The sequence below is a fragment of the Bombella sp. ESL0378 genome, from assembly GCF_009725845.1.
In the GTDB taxonomy this organism is placed as follows: domain Bacteria; phylum Pseudomonadota; class Alphaproteobacteria; order Acetobacterales; family Acetobacteraceae; genus Bombella; species Bombella pollinis.
The window spans coordinates 44,258-62,638 of the sequence record NZ_WNIF01000002.1; the positions used below are offsets into that span (position 1 = coordinate 44,258).

Genomic DNA, 18,381 nt, shown 5'->3' on the forward strand with positions numbered 1-18,381 from the left:
GACCATATGAGCAGTTAATGATAAAGGAATATAAAGCTTCATGAATATCCTCCTTTGAGGGAAGGGTGCGTCTTATGGCGTTAAGAGATGGAGACCCGTCATGGGGCCTTGTTGGGTGAGGAGGCGTGCCTCTGCTGTGGTGAGGTTAATCTCGTAAAGCGCACCCTCTAAATTACTGACAAAAGCGCATCCTTTGGCTTCATCAATAGCGAGGCCGATGGCGTCTCCTAGGTCTCGGGCGATGATGCGATGGTCGTGTAGGCCCTGCTTATCTACATGGGCAACATTCAAGCTGCTGCCATTCGGGGGGCCGCCTCGGTCTGTCCACCATAAGATGCGGCCATCGGAGGAGAGATGCAGGTCAATAGGTTCAGGCAGATGCGAAAGGAGGCAGTCTATATCTGTACGATGAGCGGGGTCCATGCCCTCTGGCCGCTCTAATGCCATACGGAAGATGCCGCCCGTGCCTCCTTTTGGGGGGCCTTTTTGGGTCCAATAGAGGTAATTATGATGTGTATCGAGGGCGATCCTAACGCAATGGAGGGTGCAATCTGTCATATCTGTGGGGAAGGTGCCTCTTTGGAGGAGAACCTCCAAATTGCTACCATCGCGGCGGCAGCGCATGATGCGCATCCCCTCTCGGTCGCACCAATAAAGATGCTCACAATGCGGGGCGGAGGTAAGCTGCTTGGGTGTTACGACAAGGCCATGGCCTATGAGGGTTTTATGGTCACGTCCATCTAACCGGGCGGTGTTTATTGTGCCATCAGCAGCGGCGTAATCCTTGCCCATATTGGTCCAATAAAGGCGGCCCTCGGCTTTATCAATCCAGAGGCCATCAGGTGTGCCCCAACCGAGGTCAATATGGGAGAGCACCTGCCCTTCTTTGGGGGAGAGAATTATTATGCGTGGTGGTTCGGTTTCTAACGTGTAGAGAAGGGGCTGATGGGTCATGATGTTTCTTTACCATAGCTATAGAAGCCGCGGCCTGTTTTGATACCGAGCCGGTTTTCGGCAATCATTTCGCGGAGAAGCTGGCGTGGGGCCTCTGGCAGATGAGGGAATACCGCTGCGTAATGTTCCTCAATTTGTAAAACGATGTCCAACCCCACTTGGTCCATAAGCTGGAAGGGGCCTTGGGCGGTTCCTATAGTTTCGCGGTAAATGCGGTCGATCGTTTCAGGCTCGGTAATGCCTTCAGCCGCAACGCAGAGAGCTTCGCGTTTGATGGCCGCCCAAATACGATTTTGGATAAACCCCATGCTCTCTTTCTTTAGGAGATAAGGTGAGAGGCCAAGCTGGGTGAAGTAAGCTGCTAACCCTTCCATAAGGCTAGGCTCTGTGGCCCCGCAGGACATAATCTCCACCGCGCGCTTATCCGGTGGCATCATAAAATGCGTGTTAAAGACGCGGTGCGTATCCTTCACATGGCCAATAATGTGACGAGAGGGGAAGGAGGATGAGGTCGTTGTAAGGAGGGCATCTTTGGGGGCGTATTGCTCTAATTGGCCAAAAATATCTATTTTAAGGTCCAATTTTTCCGGCAGGGCCTCAATCACAAGCCATGCGTCTTTTAAGGCATCGTCCAGAGCGGTGGTGATATGTACAGGCCCGGCTTTCCCCCCTTTTACGGTAGGGATGACCTGTGGAAGTGTGTGTTGAATATAAGCAAGTCCGCGTTGGGTGGCTTCCACGCTGCGGTCAAAAAGGCGTACCTCTCCCCCTTGTGTGGCGAGCATAAGGGCGATGCGCGTGCCCATCGTCCCCGCCCCAATAACAACGGCTGGCCTGTTACGGGCTTTTGTTAAGAGTGTATCGAGCATGACGGCCCCTTTATTGCGCTAGTGTTTTTAGCTCTGGGGCTGTTTTGGCGGCTGTGAACTCAATAAACCGATATTGCCCTACGCCAGAGGTCACAAAAGGGTCCTCCGCTAAGAGGGATTCAATCTCATCTAGGCTAATGCCATCGCGAATGATGAGGATGCCACCATCCTTGCTGGTTTTAGGCCCAGAGGCCAGTAATAAGCGGCGGTCATATAATGTATCAAGGAAGGCGCGATGAGCAGGGCGTTGGGCTTGTACGTCTTCAGGTGAGGCGAGGTAGGAAACTTCAGCGATGATCATAGAAGAGGTCCTTTGGTGAGTATATGGAGGCGATTTAATCTAGCAGCCTCATAGAGAAGGAGAATAACACTTTCATAATATTGGTATTTTTTTTAAGGATGATAAGGTGTTCTTCCAAAAAGGGAGGAACGCTGTTTTTACTACTGCCCTTTATGATAGGGAGGACTAATTATGATTCGTACATTGATAGCCTTTTTCATCCCCTGGCTGACCTTCTTTACCATTGGTCGCCCTTTTGCTGGGATTATTTGCCTTATCCTGCAAATCACCATTTTGGGCTGGATTCCGGCGGCCATTTGGGCGGTGTTGGCTTTGCAGAAATATGATGAGACAAATCGCTAAGACGCGGTAACGTCCGTTAAAAAGAAAGCCCCCTGATTGTAAGGTCAGGGGGCTTTTTTATGGGCTAGTGTTGTGGGGGTTGGGGGGTCTCCCCAGAAGGGGCAGCATTGGTGATAAATCTCTCCAACGCAGCACCTTGAATATCCACGACCTCGCGGGGATATTGGATGCCATGCTCCTCAAAGCGTTTCTTCATACGGCGGTTAAACTCCCATTCCACTGTCCAACGGCCTGCATTGGTGGTGGGATAAACCCCCTTAACCGAGACAGAGGATGTGCCGATGGCCGAGACGCCCCAGAGGTCGAAATCAGCGAGGATGAGGTCTTTATAAGGGGCCTCATGACGCATCTCCTTCCCAATTTCGACCAGAATAGCCGCTACTTGGTCCGTATCGCTTTCAATATCCACAGTTGCGAGAATCATAGCGCGGGAGAAGTCGCGGTTATAGTTGGTCACTTGGCTGAGTGAGCTAAAGGAGAAGATATTGATGGACCCATCATTTGCTCGTACATGCACCGAGCGCAGGGAGAGACGCTCAATCACCCCATATGTCCCATTAAGTGTGACAGCATCACCAACGGTAAGGGCATTCTCTAAAAGCAAGAAGATCCCGCTAATGAAGTCTTGGACGAGCTTTTGAGAGCCAAAACCCAAGGCCACACCGAAGATAGACGCACTGGCAATTAATGGCCCGGTATCAATGCCTAATTGGGAGAGAACCGTCAGCCCAATAATAACAGCCAAGATGAGGAGAAAGAGGATGCGGAACATCGGCGTTAATGTTTGCAGCCGTGCTACGCGGATTTTGGTATCGCGGCCCTCTTGTGCATCAAGGCGGCGGATATGATGCTCAATCGTCACATTGGCTACTTCCCAAGCAACCACACCGACAATCAGGGCTACGAGAATGGTGAGAGCAGCTTGGAAGATGCGCGGGCCAAGAGTGTTCTGCCCCATGAGCAGATAAACAGGGGCCCCCCATGCAATCGCAAGGGCCAAGATGGTGATAACGGCCATAATGATGCGAATAATCGCTGTAGCGGCCGGATAATAACGGCGGATGCGTGCTAGGGTTTCCCCATTAAGGTTCCAGTCATTCAAAGCGCGCATGAAGCGTTCTAATCCACCATAGATGAGGATGCTTACAACGCGGACAATGACTAGCGCGACAATAGTCCGCACGAATAATTGCAGGATGATCTGATAGCCCCCAGCAATATCGGCAGCCCAAACGAGCCATAGCGCACCGTCAAAGAAGAGCGCGACAATCCACCATCCCTTAGCAATGACAGACATGAGGGACTGTAAATGGCGGTTATTGGCTCCCACAAGTTGGCAAGCACGGCGCACAATTCCGCGTGAGCGGATAATCATGACCGCTAAGAGGAAATGGACGACCAGCATAAGCAGCTTTTGCAATCCGTGGAGAACAGGGCTAGGAACACTCATTGTCGCGATGACATCTAATGCCGCAAACCCCCACGCAATGATGTAACCAATATGGCGGAGATAGCGGAAGATGAAGTTTGCTGTCCTATCATGCAGGATGCTGAGCCGCAGCCATGGGGCTTCTGGCGCAAGGAAAATGCGTAGGAGAATCACCCATAGGCCCAACCCAATGCCAACTAACCATGTAATGCTCCAAAGGGCATGGTCGCTTTGGGGGGTAGGGGCAGGGTCTAGGACCCCCATCAACAAAGTGACGAGAGGGAACATGACAATCGCGAGGAGCTCTAGCCCTGCCCATGCCAGCGCGTAAGGAGCGCGGCGTAGGCATAGCATAAGCTGTGTTAAGGCCCCTTGATGGCGCAGGCTTTCCTCTAAAGTGGCTTGTACGGATTCAGCATCATCATGAGATGATGTTGTTTTTGCGGAGGTAGCCTCATCTGTGGCGTGTTGAGCAAGGCCTTCAGCGTCAGCATTTGCTTTGCGGAGCTTACGGGCAGCGTTTTGGAAAACCTTTTTATTATGCTCCTTAGCCATACGGTTAATGCGCCGGCGAAGGGGACGTAGAACAAGGCGCACGCTGTAAAGCAGCACAAAGCTTACGGCCAGCATGATGAGAACACGCAGGGCAATATGTGCAATTGTTTTTTGTAAGGCAGCATCATGCAGAACGGCCCCTAGCCAAGGGCCAATCGCGCCAAAATCAATAATATTTTGATGCAGCACATGGAGTTGCTGGAGGGCACGCTCCCCAAACTCTGTGAGATTATCCCGTGCCATAGTGAGCAGGGAGGTATGTTTTGTATTTTGCTGCGCTTTAACGAGGTTTTGCAGGGTCGTTAAAAATTGCTGCCGTTGAGAGTCATTGCTTAGGACAGAAATGAGCTGCCGGGCTTGTGCATCACTTAGCCCAGTGTTGCTAGAGGCATCGGCAGCACAAGCAGGGCGAACAAACGCAAAGGCCGCAAAGCATGCTAGCAAAAGCGTTGATATAATAGCGCGGAAGCCTTTTTGCCTCATTGCAAAGGGCTGTAGAGGTTTAAGCATTCAGAGTGGCCTCACAAAAGGAGAACAAGATAGAGCGAATGAATCGCTCTTTTCTCAAAAGATTCACATAGTTTTAAGGGTGAGTTTTATGAAGATGATGTCATTTTCCAGCAGAGGCGGCATGAGAGGTAAGCTGGACGGCCCATAACTGCGCAAGATTATCGGCCGCACCGTCACTATCTACGCTGTTAAAGAGGGCAATAGCCTCGGTACGTTTGCCGCCATCCAGCAGGGCCATACCGAGGGTTAGACGGGCAAGGTCTGGTTGATGCGGGTGTTTTGCGAGGCCTTGCTGCATCAGGGCGATGCCTTGGTCCACCTGCCCATTGAGGACAAGATTATAACCTGCTGTGAGAGATAGCCCTGCATCTGGTGAGGTTTTGGCGTGTTCAACAGCAGAGGGAAGAGCCGCGCGTATCTCGTTCGCGCGTTGGGCTACGAAGGCGCGGAAACGCGCTTGCGCTGCTGCTTGTGGCCCCGTACCGAGGAGATGACGGTTATAGCCTTCATCCAGTAAATTAAGCGCAAGCTGTGGTAGCCCCATTTGGACGGCACGCTCGGCCATATCTTGGAACTCCGCCGGGTTTGTAAGCAGCCCGGTTGCGAGGCGTAAGCGTTGGAGGTTAAAGACCATACGTGGGGTCAAGGTGCTGTCCGTCGTGAGGTCATGAATCAGCATCTGCCAATATTGTGGCCGTGCATAATATTTCACCAGCTTGACATAAATGCCCGTCTTATTGGTGATGTCATGCAGCTTATCATAAGCAGTCGCCAGCATTTGGAGCTGATTTTCCGCGGGAATGAGCTTGGCTTTTTGGTCTGCGGCGAGGGTGGCTTTCCCAACCTCTGTTAGGCCCTTCCAATCTTGTTGGAGGTAATAACATTGCAGCAAGAGAGTTTGCATCGCAGGGTTAGGGCCAGCCTCACGCAGGTAGCGGCTGGCGGCACGGGCTGCGCTAGGGTAGTCATGCGCCCCATAAGCAAGGCTGGCTTGGGCCATGAGCATTTGATGGCGTGTTGCAGGGGCTGTGCGCTCATTAGTGATGAGCACATCATACGCTTTTAAGGCCGTTGGGACATCACCCGCTTGGCTTGCTGCGGCGGCACGCATTTGGGCGATGACGTAGCTCTCATAAGCGGTTTTTGTCGGGACAGCATCCGCGCGTTTGATGAACTCTAACGCCTGGGCAGGGTGGTGAGCATCCAGAGCAGCTTGCGCTTGTTGGAGTGGCTTGCCAACCTCTTGCCCTAGCTCATCCTCTGCATAAGCGGTGCTGAAGGCGAAGGGGGTAAGAGGGGTGTGCGTTAGCCCTGCAACCCCGGTGGCAGAAAGACCAATTAGGGCTGTTAAAAGCCACGGGCGCGGCTGTTTGAGAGATGGGAACATCATGATTATTGGCCCTCCATCATTTGCTCTAACCCTACAATGCCGAGTTTGGTCACACCAAGGCGCTGGGCATCGGCAAGGACATGAGCCACGGTTTTATAATTCGCAAGGCGGTCGGGCCGGATATGGATTTCAGGCTGGTCCCCCGTTGTGGGATGTACGGCCTCGTTAATATGCGCTTGGAGAGCATCCTCAGAGGGGATGGGCATGTCATTCCAGCTCAGTGAATTGTCGTAATTAATGCTAATCGTAACAATTTGTGGCTGTATCGCCGAGGGAGGCGGGTCGCCTTGGGGGAGGTCAATCGCCACGGAATGAGTCTGGAGGGGGATGGTGATGATGAGCATGATGAGCAACACCAACATGACGTCAATCAACGGGGTGGTGTTGATATCGACAATGGCTTCATCTTCATGAGTGCTGCTAGAGCCAATACCCATAGCCATGATGGACCTCCCAAAATGTTCGTCCGGTTTGGCCCCCAAAGAGGGGGCAGAAAATGGGGCCTCTGTTACAGATTAGGTAAATAGAGGGGGTTAGTCGTGTGGTTGCTCGGTGATGAAGTCCACATGTTGGATGCCAGCCTCTTGGCACGCCGCTACAATCCGACCGATGGGCATATATTGGACAGACCCATCGCCACGGATTTGGATTTGCGGTTGAGGCTGCTGGCGTGCTGCCTCCATAAGGCGGTTGAGGAGGTCCTTATGCCCGGTGAGGGGGGTGGTGTTCCAGTAGCTTTGCCCATCAGCGGTGACAGCCAACACAATATTGCCCGGTTTGGTCTTGGTTGGCTGGTTGCGGTCCACCGGTAGCTGAACCTTAACCGTATGGGTCGCTACCGGGATGGTGATGAGGAAGATGATAAGCAGCACCAGCATGACATCAACAAGCGGCGTGGTGTTGATAGCCGACACCACCTCGCCGTCATCATCTCCACCGTTACCGATGTTCATAGCCATGATGATTAGACTCGCGTGCTGGTGGTTGTCGTGGTGGGGCTGTCATCCTTCACGGCTTCGCTCAGGCCATCTTCATGCCGATAGCCGCCGAGCAGAACGGAGTGAAGGTCAGAGCCGAAATTACGGACGCGATCCATCGCTCCTTTATTACGGCGCACCAAAAGGTTGTACCCCAACACAGCCGGGACAGCGGTAGCAAGACCGATAGCCGTCATGATGAGGGATTCACCAACAGGGCCAGCGACTTTATCAATGGAGGCTTGCCCTGCAATGCCGATAGCTGTCAGAGCATGGTAAATACCCCAAACCGTACCAAAAAGCCCGATAAAGGGCGATGTGGAGCCAACCGTACCGAGGAAGGCGAGACCCGCTTGCAAACGTGTATTGATGGTCTCTAACGCGCGCTGGATGGACATGGCTGTCCAAGATTGCAGGTCGATTGAATCCCGCATGGAGCCTTCATGATGCTGCGCGGCGATGATGCCTGTCTCCGCAATATAACGGAAGGGCGAGGTGGGCTTGAGGGTTTTCGCCCCTTCTTGAATGGTCTTTTGTGTCCAGAAGGTCCGGTCTGCCGCTTTGGAGGCACTAAAGAGACGGGATTGCTCAATGAACTTGCTGACCATGATAATCCATGTCCCTAAGGACATCAGAGCCATAATCAGCAGGACGCCACGGGCGATGATGTCCCCATTCTTCCACAAGGCTTTCAGCCCATAGGGATTGTCTTTTGAGGCATCATCAGCGGGTTTGTCGCTGACGGGGGTTGCTGTGACAGGGGCATTGCCCTCGGTCCCAGCGGGAGGCTGTGCGTCACCAGTTGCCCCTGCTGGCGGTTGAGCCGGAGCAGTTGTTGTAACGGGGGCTTGTGCGGGAGCTGTTGCCCCAGCGGGGGGCTGGGCTGGTGCGCTCGCCCCCGCGGGCGGTACAGCAGGGCTTGCCTCTTGAGCCAACGCCGCAGAGGAAAGCGGCATAGCTGCAAGGATTAAGGCTAAAGCCGTACCGTAGAATGGACGCGCTTTAGAGGCGGTATGTGTCAGGGGAAGGCGGAGCATTCTGGTCATGAATCTCATATCCTTGTCTATCAACGCAAGGTGCGTTTTCTTAACGGACCCTGTGGTCAGGGCAAATAAGCGGGTGATGGATGAGGCGATACTCATTCATCATCACCGAGGGTGAAGTCCACATGTAGGATGTGGTTATGTTCAACAATGGGTTGTCCGCCAGCTACAGCGGGTTGGTAGCGTACGGGGGAGTGTTCTAGGAAGTTGAGTGCGTTTTCGGCAAAATCATGCCCTCCTTTTACACTGAGCAACTTACAATTAGCGGGCTTGCCATTGGTGAGAATATCGCATGAAGCCGTCACAGAGCCCTCCCGGCTCTCCTCTTGGGCTTCTTCAGGATATTCTGGCCGCACATTATTAATCGGCACAGCCCCAGCAGCATGGTCGCTATCGGAGGTGCTATCACCACTGCCACTACTGCTGCTGGACGCTGCCGAGGCCGATGTGGCAGCAGGCGCAACAGATGTAGGAGCCACTTTAGGTTGAGGCACTTTTTGCGCGCTATGATGGATAGGCGGCTTAGGCGGCGGTGGCAGCTTAATGCGCGGGGGAGGGATATAAGGTGGTGGTGGCTGCACCATGACCGGATGAGGCGGCGGTGGCGGTGGTGGGGGAGGTGGTGCCTCTGCAATGATGACCGTTTGAATCGGCGGGTGTGCAGGCTCGGTCTTCTCTGCCTTATTGAGCGTGAGGGCATAGACCACCAACCCAATGGCAAGAAAAGCCACAACAGCGGCAACGATATAGTCAATCGGCCTACGTTGTAAGGCAGCGTAGCTTTTCATAGCAAAACTCTTTGCCCCTTTGTTATCTCAGCTCATACACCATGCCTACACGGGACCAGTCCCGTCTAGTTTCTGGTGTCAAGATGGCCTAAGCGGGGGCCTCTATGCAAGATATTATATGCGACTCTTTCGCATAAGAGAGTGTGTATAACTAAAGAGAAAATTGTGCATAACTTATGAGATGGTTAATAAATGGCTATTTTTGAGGGTTTTTTGGTCTCTAAAATCACGTTTTTGAGATTGCTCTCTGTGTATAAGTTACACCAGAGCTGCCTATAAAAATGACAAGTTTTGCTCTTGATGGGGGAGGATCACCCCTTTGGTCGTGGTGGGATGCCCTCTTGAATGAAGGGCATCCCATTTAGGCGCGTACGCCGTTATTGTGCGGTTGCACTGGCTTCGGAGCGTGTTGCGCTTACACGTTGGGCGAGTGACGCGGCCATGAACTCATCTAAATCACCATCAAGAACGGCATCGGGGTTGCCTTTCTCTATGTTCGTCCGCAAGTCCTTGACCAGCTGATAAGGTGCGAGAACGTAGGAGCGAATTTGGTGTCCCCAACCAATATCCGTCTTAGCTGCTTCAGCGGCGGAGGCTTCAGCCTCCCGCTTTTGCAGCTCAGTTTCGTAAAGGCGGGCACGCAGCATCTCCATCGCAGTGGCACGGTTGCGGTGCTGGGAGCGGTCTGTCTGGCAGGCCACAACAATGCCGGTGGGGATGTGCGTAATACGGATAGCCGAATCCGTTTTATTCACATGCTGTCCCCCCGCACCAGAAGCACGGAATGTATCGACTCGGAGGTCAGAATCGAGGATTTCAATCTCAATCGAATCATCCACAACGGGGGAGATATAGATGGAGGCGAAGGAGGTCTGACGGCGTGCAGCAGCGTCAAAGGGGGAGATGCGGACAAGCCGATGTACCCCGGCTTCGGTTTTCAGCCAGCCATACGCATTGGGGCCGCTTACGAGAATCGTAGCCGATTTTAGCCCTGCTTGCTCGCCTGCGCTGCTTTCCATCAGCGTGACTTTATAGCCATGTTGCTCGGCCCAACGCGTGTACATGCGCAGCAGCATCTCGGCCCAGTCTTGCGCCTCGGTCCCTCCCGCGCCGGAATTGACCTCAAGGTAACAGTCATTCCCATCGGCCTCACCAGAGAGAAGGCTCTCCGTCTCACGCTGTTGGGCTTGGGCGGCTAAGGCACGCAGAGTGGTCAGGCCATCTTGGATGACAGCCTCGTCATTCTCCATCTCGGCAAGTTCGACAAGGTCGAGCGTGTCTTGCACTTCAGTCTCTAAGGCCTCGACCCCTTCAATCTGATTAGCGAGCATGGTGCGCTCGCGCATCATTTTTTGGGCAGCGTCTGGATTATTCCAAAGCTCTGGGTCCTCAGCGAGGTGGTTTAGCTCAGCAAGGCGTGTTTTGGCGGCATCCCAGTCAAAGATGCCTCCTCAGCAGTGCAACAGACTGCTTGATTTGCTCGGAGAGGGCTTCGGTCTCAGCCGACATGAGGCGTTCTCCTTATTCCTATGGTTAGTGATGCTGCCTTAGTATAGCCCCCCAACGCCAATGTCACCTCCCCCTGTGGTGTTTGGTGTCGTGTTGGGAGTGCTGGGGGCTGGCGTAGCCGCCATGGGTGTAGGGGGGGGAAGGGGGGCATCACTATTGGCAGGGTTAGCAGAACCGGATGTGTTGTTGGGGGTGCTGCTGGGCATATCGGTCTCAGAATCAGGAATCATATCCGCACCCGTATCGGCCGCAGTAAGGGTTTGTGTCCCATCGCCAAAGCCATGCAGTGGGACGGATGCTCCTGGAATCTGGTCCTGTTTAAACGCATCAATCGCCCGGATGCGCCCTGTGTCATATTCTGCCAAGGTCATGCCCTCTGGGGTGGGGAAGTCCAGTTTGGGACGGGTGGCAAAAACGGCTTTCATGATGCCATTCCAGATAGGGCCGGAGAGATGGCCGCCTGTCTCGTTCTTACCGAGGCTGCGGGGGTTATCATAACCAATCCACACCACAGTGACGACATCGGGCGAGAAGCCTGCAAACCATGCGTCATGATAATCTTGGCTTGTCCCGGTTTTCCCGGCGATGGGGCGGTCAATCCCCACACCTGCGCGCACACCAGTCCCACGGGCAATGACATCGCGCATCATGGTGGTGATTTGATAAGCACTTTGCGGGGAGGCGAGGACGGGCCGGTCATCATGGATGACAGGCAGGCCATTCTCCGTTGTGACGGTACGGTGATTAGCCTGATTTCGCCAAATAATTGTCCCATCTGGGTTTTGGATATAGTCGATGAGGCTAGGGGTGATGCTATGGCCACCATTGGCGATAGCAGCATAGGCCCCAGCTTCTTTAAGGACGGTTGTCTCCACCGCACCGAGGGCAGCGGGCAGGTAAGGCGGCATATTGTTCACCATGCCAGAGCGTACCGCTATATCGCTAACAGCCTTCATCCCTAGGTGCGCGGCAACGCGAATCGTGACGAGGTTACGGCTCTCCCGCAGGGCATCATGCAACGTGGTGGGGCCCCAATTATCATGCTCGTAATTTTGCGGCTTCCAATCCCCAAAGCTGATGGGGGAATCATCAAATGTTTCAGAGGGGGAAATATCCCGCTCCATCGCAGCAAGATAGACGAGCGGCTTAAAGGAGGACCCCGGTTGACGTTGGGCCTGTGTGGCACGGTTAAATTGGCTTTGCTGGAAGGACCAGCCCCCCACAAGGGCCAGCACACGGCCTGTATGGGCATCCAGCGTGACGGTAGCCCCTTCCACTTGGGGGATTTGCTCTAGTGCTGCGGAGCCATCGCTTTGCGGTTCAATCATCACGATTTGACCGGGGAGAAGTGGATGAGTGCGCCGGCTCCAGCTCTCATCAGCTTTGCGGAGTGTGGCGGTGTGGGCTGTATGGCCACTCACCCACCCAACATGCACTACTGGGGCTGGGGAGAGTATAACGGCTAACCGCCATGAGGAGAGCATCCCTGCGGGAGGCTTCTGGCTGGGGAGGTCATCTTGCCATGTTGTCAGGCTGGTTAGGTGCCCTACAGGGCCGTGCCAGCCCTCATGCGTGCGTGCATAATTGATGAGCCCTTCCCGTAATAAATGAGTGCTGACTTGCTGGAGGTGAGCATCCAAACTGGTATGGACATCCAACCCGCCCTCGGTGGTTTGTTCCTCACTATAGAGGGTGGTGAGCTGGCGGCGGACTTCTGCGGCGAACCATTCGGAATCCTGCAAGGGGCCGAAGCGCGTATAGCCTTGGGGGATGAGCGGGTCTTGCTTGGCTTGCTGGGCATCCTCTGGGGTGATGGCGCGTGTCTCGCTCATCCGGTCCAGCACCCAGTTGCGCCGCCACATCGCCGCTTTAGGGTGGAGGAAGGGATTATAATTGCTAGGGGATTTAGGCATGCTGGCCAGCATCGCAGCCTCGGCATTGCTAAGTTGGTCGAGCGTTTTGTTAAAATAAGTCTGAGCGGCGGCTTCTACACCATAAGCCCCATTACCCAGATAAATCCCGTTAAGATAGATTTCTAAAATACGGTCTTTGGAGAGGGTGCGCTCAATACGCATCGCAAGCAGAGCTTCGCGTATTTTGCGGTCGATGGTCAGGCTGTTATTATTAAGCAGCATGACCTTAGCGACCTGTTGGGTAATGGTGGAGGCCCCGAGGGGACGCTTACCCTGATGGGTGAGGATGCTGATAATATCCGTCACCCCAGCACGCAGCATCGCTAAAGGGTCCACCCCGCCATGGGAATAGAAATTTTGGTCCTCCGCAGCGAGGAAGGCGTTACGCACACGTGGGGGGATGGCCCGGATGGGCACATAAATACGCCGCTCGTGCGAGAGTTCGGCCATGAGTTGGTCATCAGCGGTGTATAGCCGGCTTACAACGGGGGGTTGGTAATGTTGCAAGCTCTCTACGCTGGGGAGATTAGCACTAAGATGGGCATATAAGCCCCAACCCACCAGCACAAGGGTGGCAAGGCCAAGCGTGCAAAGGCTAAGCGCAGCCCCTAGTAAGAACCGCCAACGGCGGAAACGGGGCTTCTGAAAAGGCGGTGGCGGGCTGTCTGGCAGCATAGAAGAACGCGTCATGCTGCCCTCTATAACATGGTCAATAAAAAAACGGGAGGCAGCCTCATAGGCTCTGTTTTATGGTACGGTGCTGGACGCCCATAGGATAAGCCTTATTGTGGGGCTTGTTTTAAAAAGAGTTAAGGATTTAGTTCATGGTTACACGTCCCTCCGGTCGCGCTGCCGATGCCCTCCGTTCTGTTACAATCGAGACAGGCTTTGCCACTCATGCGGAAGGCTCTGCGCTGATTCGCGTAGGGGGGACGGAAGTGCTCTGCACGGCCTCGGTCGAGACACGGGTGCCACCTTTCCTGCGAGGGCAGGGCCAAGGGTGGGTAACGGCGGAATATGGCATGTTACCGCGCGCGACTCATACGCGTGGCTCCCGCGAGGCAGCACGGGGTAAGCAATCAGGCCGCACGCAGGAGATTCAGCGGCTCATTGGGCGGTCCCTTCGGGCTTGCGTGGACCTTAAAGCCCTTGGCGAATGTATGATTACGCTAGATTGTGACGTGCTGAATGCCGATGGCGGGACGCGTTGTGCCTCCATTACCGGGGCATGGGTTGCCCTGGCGCATGCGTTGGAGGGGATGGGCAAAAGCAAAGCTCTGACCGCACAAGTCGCAGCTGTATCGTGTGGTTTGACAGAGGCCGGGGCTGTGTTGGACCTTGATTATCAAGAAGATAGCAGCGCGCAGGCCGATACCAATTTTGTCCTCACAGCCGATGGCGGGATTGTGGAGATTCAAGGCACAGCGGAGGATCGCCCCTTCCGCCCGGAGGAGTTCCAACAGCTTTTTGACCTTGCACAGAAAGGCACACAGACCCTCTTTGCCGTGCAGAAAGAAGCTCTCACTCGTAAAAAGGGAGGCTAAGCTTTATGCCGCATTATGAAGATAAAATGCGCCGCCTAGCGCGGGGGAGTGAGCTTGTCCTCGCTAGCCATAATCAAGGTAAATTACGAGAGTTCTCCCTCTTATTGGCGGAGAGCGGCATTACAGTCCGCTCCGCAGCGGCATTAAATTTGCCAGAGCCAGAGGAAACCGCAGCGGATTTTGCCGGGAATGCGCTGATTAAGGCCGCGGCCGCAGCAAAAGCAACCGGCCTGCCTGCTTTGGCAGATGATTCCGGTTTTTGCGTTGCAGCCCTTAACGGCAAGCCGGGTGTGTATTCCGCCCGCTGGGCTGGTCCGCAGCGTGATATGACCCTCGCGATGAACCGCGTATATGAGGCGATGCAGGCCAGTGGCTCTGCTGATAAAGGGGCCTCTTTTGTTATGGTCTTATGTGTGGCGTGGCCTGATGGGGCGTATCGTATGGTAGAGGCGGCATGTCATGGCCATGTCGCATGGCCCCCGCGTGGGACGCATGGTCATGGTTATGACCCTATCTTTATCCCTGAAGGGGAGAGCCGCCGTTTTGCCGAAATGACCGAGGAGGAGAAAAACCGTTTCAGTCATCGTGGACAGGCCATGGCCCGCTTTTTGCAAGATTGTGTGGCGTAGAATCGAAAAAATAATCGTGGAATTATAATTTCACGACTTCACAAAGGGGATAAAAACATATGTAATATATTGCACTATTACATATCGTATAAATGGATGTCCCATGCCCTCCGTCTCGTCATCACGCCATGCTCGTGCGTATATCATCGGTGATGTGTCAAAATGGGATGGCCCTGTATGGGCATCTATTGTGATGGTGGCATCGGCGTGCTTTGGCGGGGTAGGGCCGTTACAGGCAGAGGATAAGCCCCCGCCAGCGGTGGAGGTCATGCCGGGGGCGGGGGTGATTGGCCAACCACGTCGTGTCACGCTGGAGCAGAATCGTTCTAAAAAGCGGCATCAGGGCGATTGGGGGGCTTTTAATTGGGGGAATGGGGAGTTCGCAGGTTTTGGCCCGGTGGGGGTTTATGGTGTGGCCCCATGGGCTGAGGATTGGAGCAGCAAAAAAGACCCGAAGAATTACACGGATTTTCTGGACCCTCTAAAAGCGATTCGTCTGAATGAATCAGGCAGTATTTGGCTGACCCTCTCCGGGGAATCACGGATTCGGAACTGGTATGAATCCAGCCCGATGCTTGGCACAGTGGGTAAGCGTCATTCTGGCCGGTTTACAGTGCGTAATTTGTTGGGGGCAGAGCTGCATCTCGGCACGCATTGGCAGATATTCGGGCAGCTTAATAATGGCGAGGCCGCAGGGTGGAATTATTACGGCTATAACGCGACATGGCGGCGTAGGCTTGGCTTGCAGCAGCTTTTTGTTCGTTACGAGCAGAAGCTTCTAGGTGCAAAAACGGGCGTAATGGTCGGGCGGCAGCAATTTTTGGATGCCCCTTCATGGCTGATTTATGCCCGTGAGACCCCTAATGTGCAACTCTCATGGAATGGCGCGCGGGGCTATGCCATGTGGGAGCGTGTGCGGGTTGATGTGTATAATTTTGTGGCAACACAAGTGACGCGAGATACCATCATGGGCGGCGGATTTGATGATGGAACGCGCCTTTATGGGGGCGATGTTACGGTCGCTCTGCCGCGTTTTTCTATCGCGGGGCAGCAGGTTCATTCTTTTTTGGACCTATTTTGGATGGGCTTTCATTATGGGGGGAAGGCAGCTGCTATTGCCCAGCTTAAAGGAAGCGAGGCTGGCACGCAGACGCGCCAAAATGGCGGGTTTCGCTGGTATGGCTCGGCCCCCGCCTTTGAGTATGATGTTAGTGGCGTCTATCAGGCAGGGCGGTTCCATCCGAGCAAATCTGCTATCGGCAGCCGCCCGGTGAGCGCATGGGCTGTGCGTGGGGTGGCGGGCTGGCGTCATTCTTCCTCCTCCTTACATCCGTTCCTCGGTGTGCAGGCGGAGGCTTATAGCGGGGGGGATAATCGTCGCGCGCATGGTACGGAGGGAACATTCTCGGCCCCTTTCTCCCCGCGTAATGCGACATTCGACCTCACACGGACGATAGCGCGGGCTAACCTTATTAGTGCAGGCCCGCTTATGAGCATTGTGCCTCGCCCTTTTATGAATATCCGTATTCGTGTGCCGTATTTATGGCGAGAGAGCGTGCATGATGGGCTGTATAACTCCTCATCGCCTTTTTCCTTTTTAGCGGGGTCTCGTCTAAGGGCGGCGGGGCGTGCAGTGGGGTTACAACCGCAAGGGCAGGTGCAATTTCAGCTTCAACAGCATGTGAATTGGCAGCTTGATGGTGGGGCTATTTTTCTTACCCATCGGATGCGGCAAGCGGGGGGAAAGAATGGGACCTATATGCTCTCTACGTTGACCTTCCGCTTTTAAGGATGCTGCGAGAGAATAAACAACGAATATAAATAGTTTAATAAAAGCAAATATTTTGGCTGAATTTCTTTACAAAGCTATCTTTATATCATCAAAAAATGATCTTTTTTCATTTTTTATATAAAATACACATTGAAGTTAGTGGATTATGCAATTACTCTCTTTCTTATCGTATTAAAGATGCAGGAGCAGGGTACGTGGCAGTCTCGGAGGATGAATATAAGGTTCTCCCTCATCAGGGGGTTGTTGCTGCGTCAGAGGAGGAAACAGGGCGTGTGCTGGCCTCTGTTTTGGCACGTTTTCCCGGTCGCGTGGCGGTGATTTCCTCCTTTGGGGCGGAGTCCGCCGTATTACTCGCGCAGATTGCCGCGCAGGATAAAGCCGTGCCGGTTTTCTTCCTCGATACAGGGCGGCATTTCCCGGAGACTTTGGCCTATCGTGATGAGCTAAGCCAGCATTTGGGGTTGGAGGATGTCCGCACCCTCCAGCCTGCGCGTAAAGAGGTCGAGTATCGTGACCCGGAGGGCCAGCTTGTGGCCTTCGACCCTGATGCGTGTTGTGCCCTGCGTAAAGTAGAGCCTTTAGATGTTGTTCTGCCAGAGTTTGATATTTGGGTGACGGGGCGTAAGCGTATGCAAGCAGCCACGCGGGCAGCCCTCCCAGTGGCTGAGCGGCAGGCGGATGGCAGTGTAAAGCTTAACCCCCTTGCTGGGTGGAGTGAGGCGCAGATTGCTGACTTTATGAAGGAGAAAGCCTTGCCTGCTCATCCTCTTGTTGCGCGTGGTTATCGCTCTATTGGGTGTGAGCCTTGCACAAGGCCCGTTGGTGCGGGTGAGGATAGCCGCGCAGGCCGCTGGGCTGGGCTTGCGAAAACGGAATGTGGCCTACATCGCCCTGTGCCTGTTACGCCGCCACCCGGTGCGGATAAGGAAGAGATTTCAGCCACGGCTTTATTAGCGGAACGGCCCGTAGAATGACGCCCGACTATCGGGTTTATCAGTAAGGAAAGGGAGCAGGCATGGCTCTGCAAGACGCACATATTATGGATGGTTTGGACCAATTAGAGGCCCAGAGCATCTTCATCCTGCGGGAGGCTTATCGTAAGCTGAAGCCTATGGCCCTGCTATGGTCTTTAGGCAAAGATAGTAACGTGATGGTCTGGCTCGCGCGTAAGGCGTTTATGGGTCATGTGCCTTTCCCCGTGATGCATGTGGATACGGGTAAGAAGTTCCCCGAGATGTATGCGTTTCGTGATGAATACGCCAAAAAATGGAACTTAGACCTCATTTTAGGGGAATGTCCCCCCGTGGAGGAGATGGACCCGTCTCTCCCCCCCGCTGCACGCTCTGCTGCACGCAAGACGGTCGGGTTAGCGAATTTGATTGATAAGCATAAGTTCCGCGGTGTTGTGGCTGGTATCCGGCGGGATGAGCAGGCGACCCGTGCTAAAGAGCGCGTCTTTAGCCCGCGCGGGGCGAGCCATCAATGGGATGTGCGGAACCAACCGCCAGAGTTTTGGGACCAATATGCTACCCCTTATGAGGAGGGGATGCATGTGCGTGTTCATCCGCTGCTGGCATGGCGGGAGCTAGATATTTGGCGGTATATTGAGCGCGAGAATATTCCGCTAGTGGACCTCTATTTCGCAAAAGATGGCAATCGTTATCGCTCGCTAGGCGACCAAGACATTACCAGCCCGATTGAAAGCCAAGCCTCCACCGTGGCGGAGGTTATTGCCGAGCTTGAGACAAGCCGCACGTCCGAGCGGGCGGGCCGCGCTATGGACCATGAATCAGAAGATGCGTTTGAGCGTCTCCGCGTTGCTGGCTATTTGTGAGG

At 54.2% G+C, this 18,381-nt stretch carries 17 protein-coding genes; 6 read left to right on the plus strand and 11 right to left on the minus strand.

The window, feature by feature from the left end:
* Nucleotides 1–72: 72 nt before the first annotated feature.
* From GM556_RS00515 to GM556_RS00525, 3 genes are read right to left on the minus strand one after another with little or no spacing between them, the layout of a single operon-like run.
* Nucleotides 73–954, minus strand: coding sequence for a hypothetical protein (locus tag GM556_RS00515; protein WP_155578944.1), 882 nt, complete (start codon nucleotides 952–954; stop codon nucleotides 73–75).
* Nucleotides 951–1,823 carry a 3-hydroxyacyl-CoA dehydrogenase family protein gene (locus GM556_RS00520; RefSeq protein ID WP_099026465.1) on the minus strand — a complete coding sequence of 291 codons (873 nt, stop codon included), beginning with the start codon at nucleotides 1,821–1,823 and terminating at the stop codon, nucleotides 951–953. The genes GM556_RS00515 and GM556_RS00520 overlap by 4 nt, the downstream gene beginning before the upstream one ends.
* 10 nt (nucleotides 1,824–1,833) lie before the next feature.
* Nucleotides 1,834–2,124: a YciI family protein gene (locus GM556_RS00525; protein ID WP_155578945.1), complete on the minus strand. Its 291-nt coding sequence runs from the start codon at nucleotides 2,122–2,124 to the stop codon at nucleotides 1,834–1,836.
* A gap of 174 nt (nucleotides 2,125–2,298) precedes the next feature.
* Between GM556_RS00525 and GM556_RS00530 the strand changes: the two genes are divergently transcribed.
* A complete protein-coding gene (locus tag GM556_RS00530) occupies nucleotides 2,299–2,466 on the plus strand; it encodes a YqaE/Pmp3 family membrane protein (protein WP_099026690.1) in 168 nt (55 codons plus the stop codon).
* 64 nt (nucleotides 2,467–2,530) lie between these two features.
* On the opposite strand, the gene GM556_RS00535 is transcribed toward GM556_RS00530, so the two are convergent.
* From GM556_RS00535 to GM556_RS00570, 8 genes are all read right to left on the minus strand, one after another.
* Nucleotides 2,531–4,960, minus strand: coding sequence for a mechanosensitive ion channel family protein (locus GM556_RS00535; RefSeq protein ID WP_155578946.1), 2,430 nt, complete (start codon nucleotides 4,958–4,960; stop codon nucleotides 2,531–2,533).
* 100 nt (nucleotides 4,961–5,060) lie between these two features.
* Entirely contained in the window at nucleotides 5,061–6,350 is a 1,290-nt protein-coding gene (locus GM556_RS00540) for a tetratricopeptide repeat protein (RefSeq protein ID WP_196424744.1), read from the minus strand.
* Between the two features lie 2 nt (nucleotides 6,351–6,352).
* Nucleotides 6,353–6,793, minus strand: a complete 441-nt coding sequence (locus GM556_RS00545) for a biopolymer transporter ExbD (RefSeq protein ID WP_155578947.1) — start codon at nucleotides 6,791–6,793, stop codon at nucleotides 6,353–6,355.
* Between the two features lie 90 nt (nucleotides 6,794–6,883).
* Nucleotides 6,884–7,309: a biopolymer transporter ExbD gene (locus GM556_RS00550; protein ID WP_099026461.1), complete on the minus strand. Its 426-nt coding sequence runs from the start codon at nucleotides 7,307–7,309 to the stop codon at nucleotides 6,884–6,886.
* A 5-nt stretch (nucleotides 7,310–7,314) separates the two neighbouring features.
* Nucleotides 7,315–8,373, minus strand: a complete 1,059-nt coding sequence (locus GM556_RS00555; protein WP_155578948.1) for a MotA/TolQ/ExbB proton channel family protein — start codon at nucleotides 8,371–8,373, stop codon at nucleotides 7,315–7,317.
* Between the two features lie 92 nt (nucleotides 8,374–8,465).
* Complete coding sequence (locus tag GM556_RS00560; protein WP_155578949.1) at nucleotides 8,466–9,158, minus strand: energy transducer TonB; 693 nt, start codon at nucleotides 9,156–9,158, stop codon at nucleotides 8,466–8,468.
* 377 nt (nucleotides 9,159–9,535) lie between these two features.
* Nucleotides 9,536–10,667, minus strand: a protein-coding gene (gene prfB, locus GM556_RS00565) for a peptide chain release factor 2 (protein WP_155578950.1) whose coding sequence is annotated in 2 segments (ribosomal slippage) — nucleotides 9,536–10,597 and nucleotides 10,599–10,667 — 1,131 coding nt in all. Because the reading frame shifts where the segments join, the coding sequence is not laid out codon by codon here.
* A gap of 38 nt (nucleotides 10,668–10,705) precedes the next feature.
* Nucleotides 10,706–13,270: a penicillin-binding protein 1A gene (locus GM556_RS00570; RefSeq protein WP_155572648.1), complete on the minus strand. Its 2,565-nt coding sequence runs from the start codon at nucleotides 13,268–13,270 to the stop codon at nucleotides 10,706–10,708.
* Between the two features lie 134 nt (nucleotides 13,271–13,404).
* Here GM556_RS00570 and rph point away from each other — a divergent pair, with 134 nt between their 5' ends.
* The 5 genes from rph (at nucleotide 13,405) to cysD (ending at nucleotide 18,379) form a co-directional block, all read left to right on the plus strand.
* A complete protein-coding gene (gene rph / locus GM556_RS00575; RefSeq protein WP_099026457.1) occupies nucleotides 13,405–14,124 on the plus strand; it encodes a ribonuclease PH in 720 nt (239 codons plus the stop codon).
* Between the two features lie 26 nt (nucleotides 14,125–14,150).
* Nucleotides 14,151–14,753 (plus strand): RdgB/HAM1 family non-canonical purine NTP pyrophosphatase, encoded by a 603-nt coding sequence (gene rdgB, locus GM556_RS00580; protein ID WP_155579013.1) that lies wholly within the window; start codon nucleotides 14,151–14,153, stop codon nucleotides 14,751–14,753.
* Nucleotides 14,754–14,856: 103 nt separating this feature from the next.
* Nucleotides 14,857–16,542: an alginate export family protein gene (locus GM556_RS00585; protein WP_155578951.1), complete on the plus strand. Its 1,686-nt coding sequence runs from the start codon at nucleotides 14,857–14,859 to the stop codon at nucleotides 16,540–16,542.
* A gap of 197 nt (nucleotides 16,543–16,739) precedes the next feature.
* Nucleotides 16,740–17,519 carry a phosphoadenylyl-sulfate reductase gene (locus GM556_RS00590; RefSeq protein ID WP_370513558.1) on the plus strand — a complete coding sequence of 260 codons (780 nt, stop codon included), beginning with the start codon at nucleotides 16,740–16,742 and terminating at the stop codon, nucleotides 17,517–17,519.
* Nucleotides 17,520–17,584: 65 nt separating this feature from the next.
* Nucleotides 17,585–18,379: a sulfate adenylyltransferase subunit CysD gene (gene cysD / locus GM556_RS00595; protein ID WP_155573436.1), complete on the plus strand. Its 795-nt coding sequence runs from the start codon at nucleotides 17,585–17,587 to the stop codon at nucleotides 18,377–18,379.
* The last annotated feature ends 2 nt before the right edge of the window (nucleotides 18,380–18,381 follow it).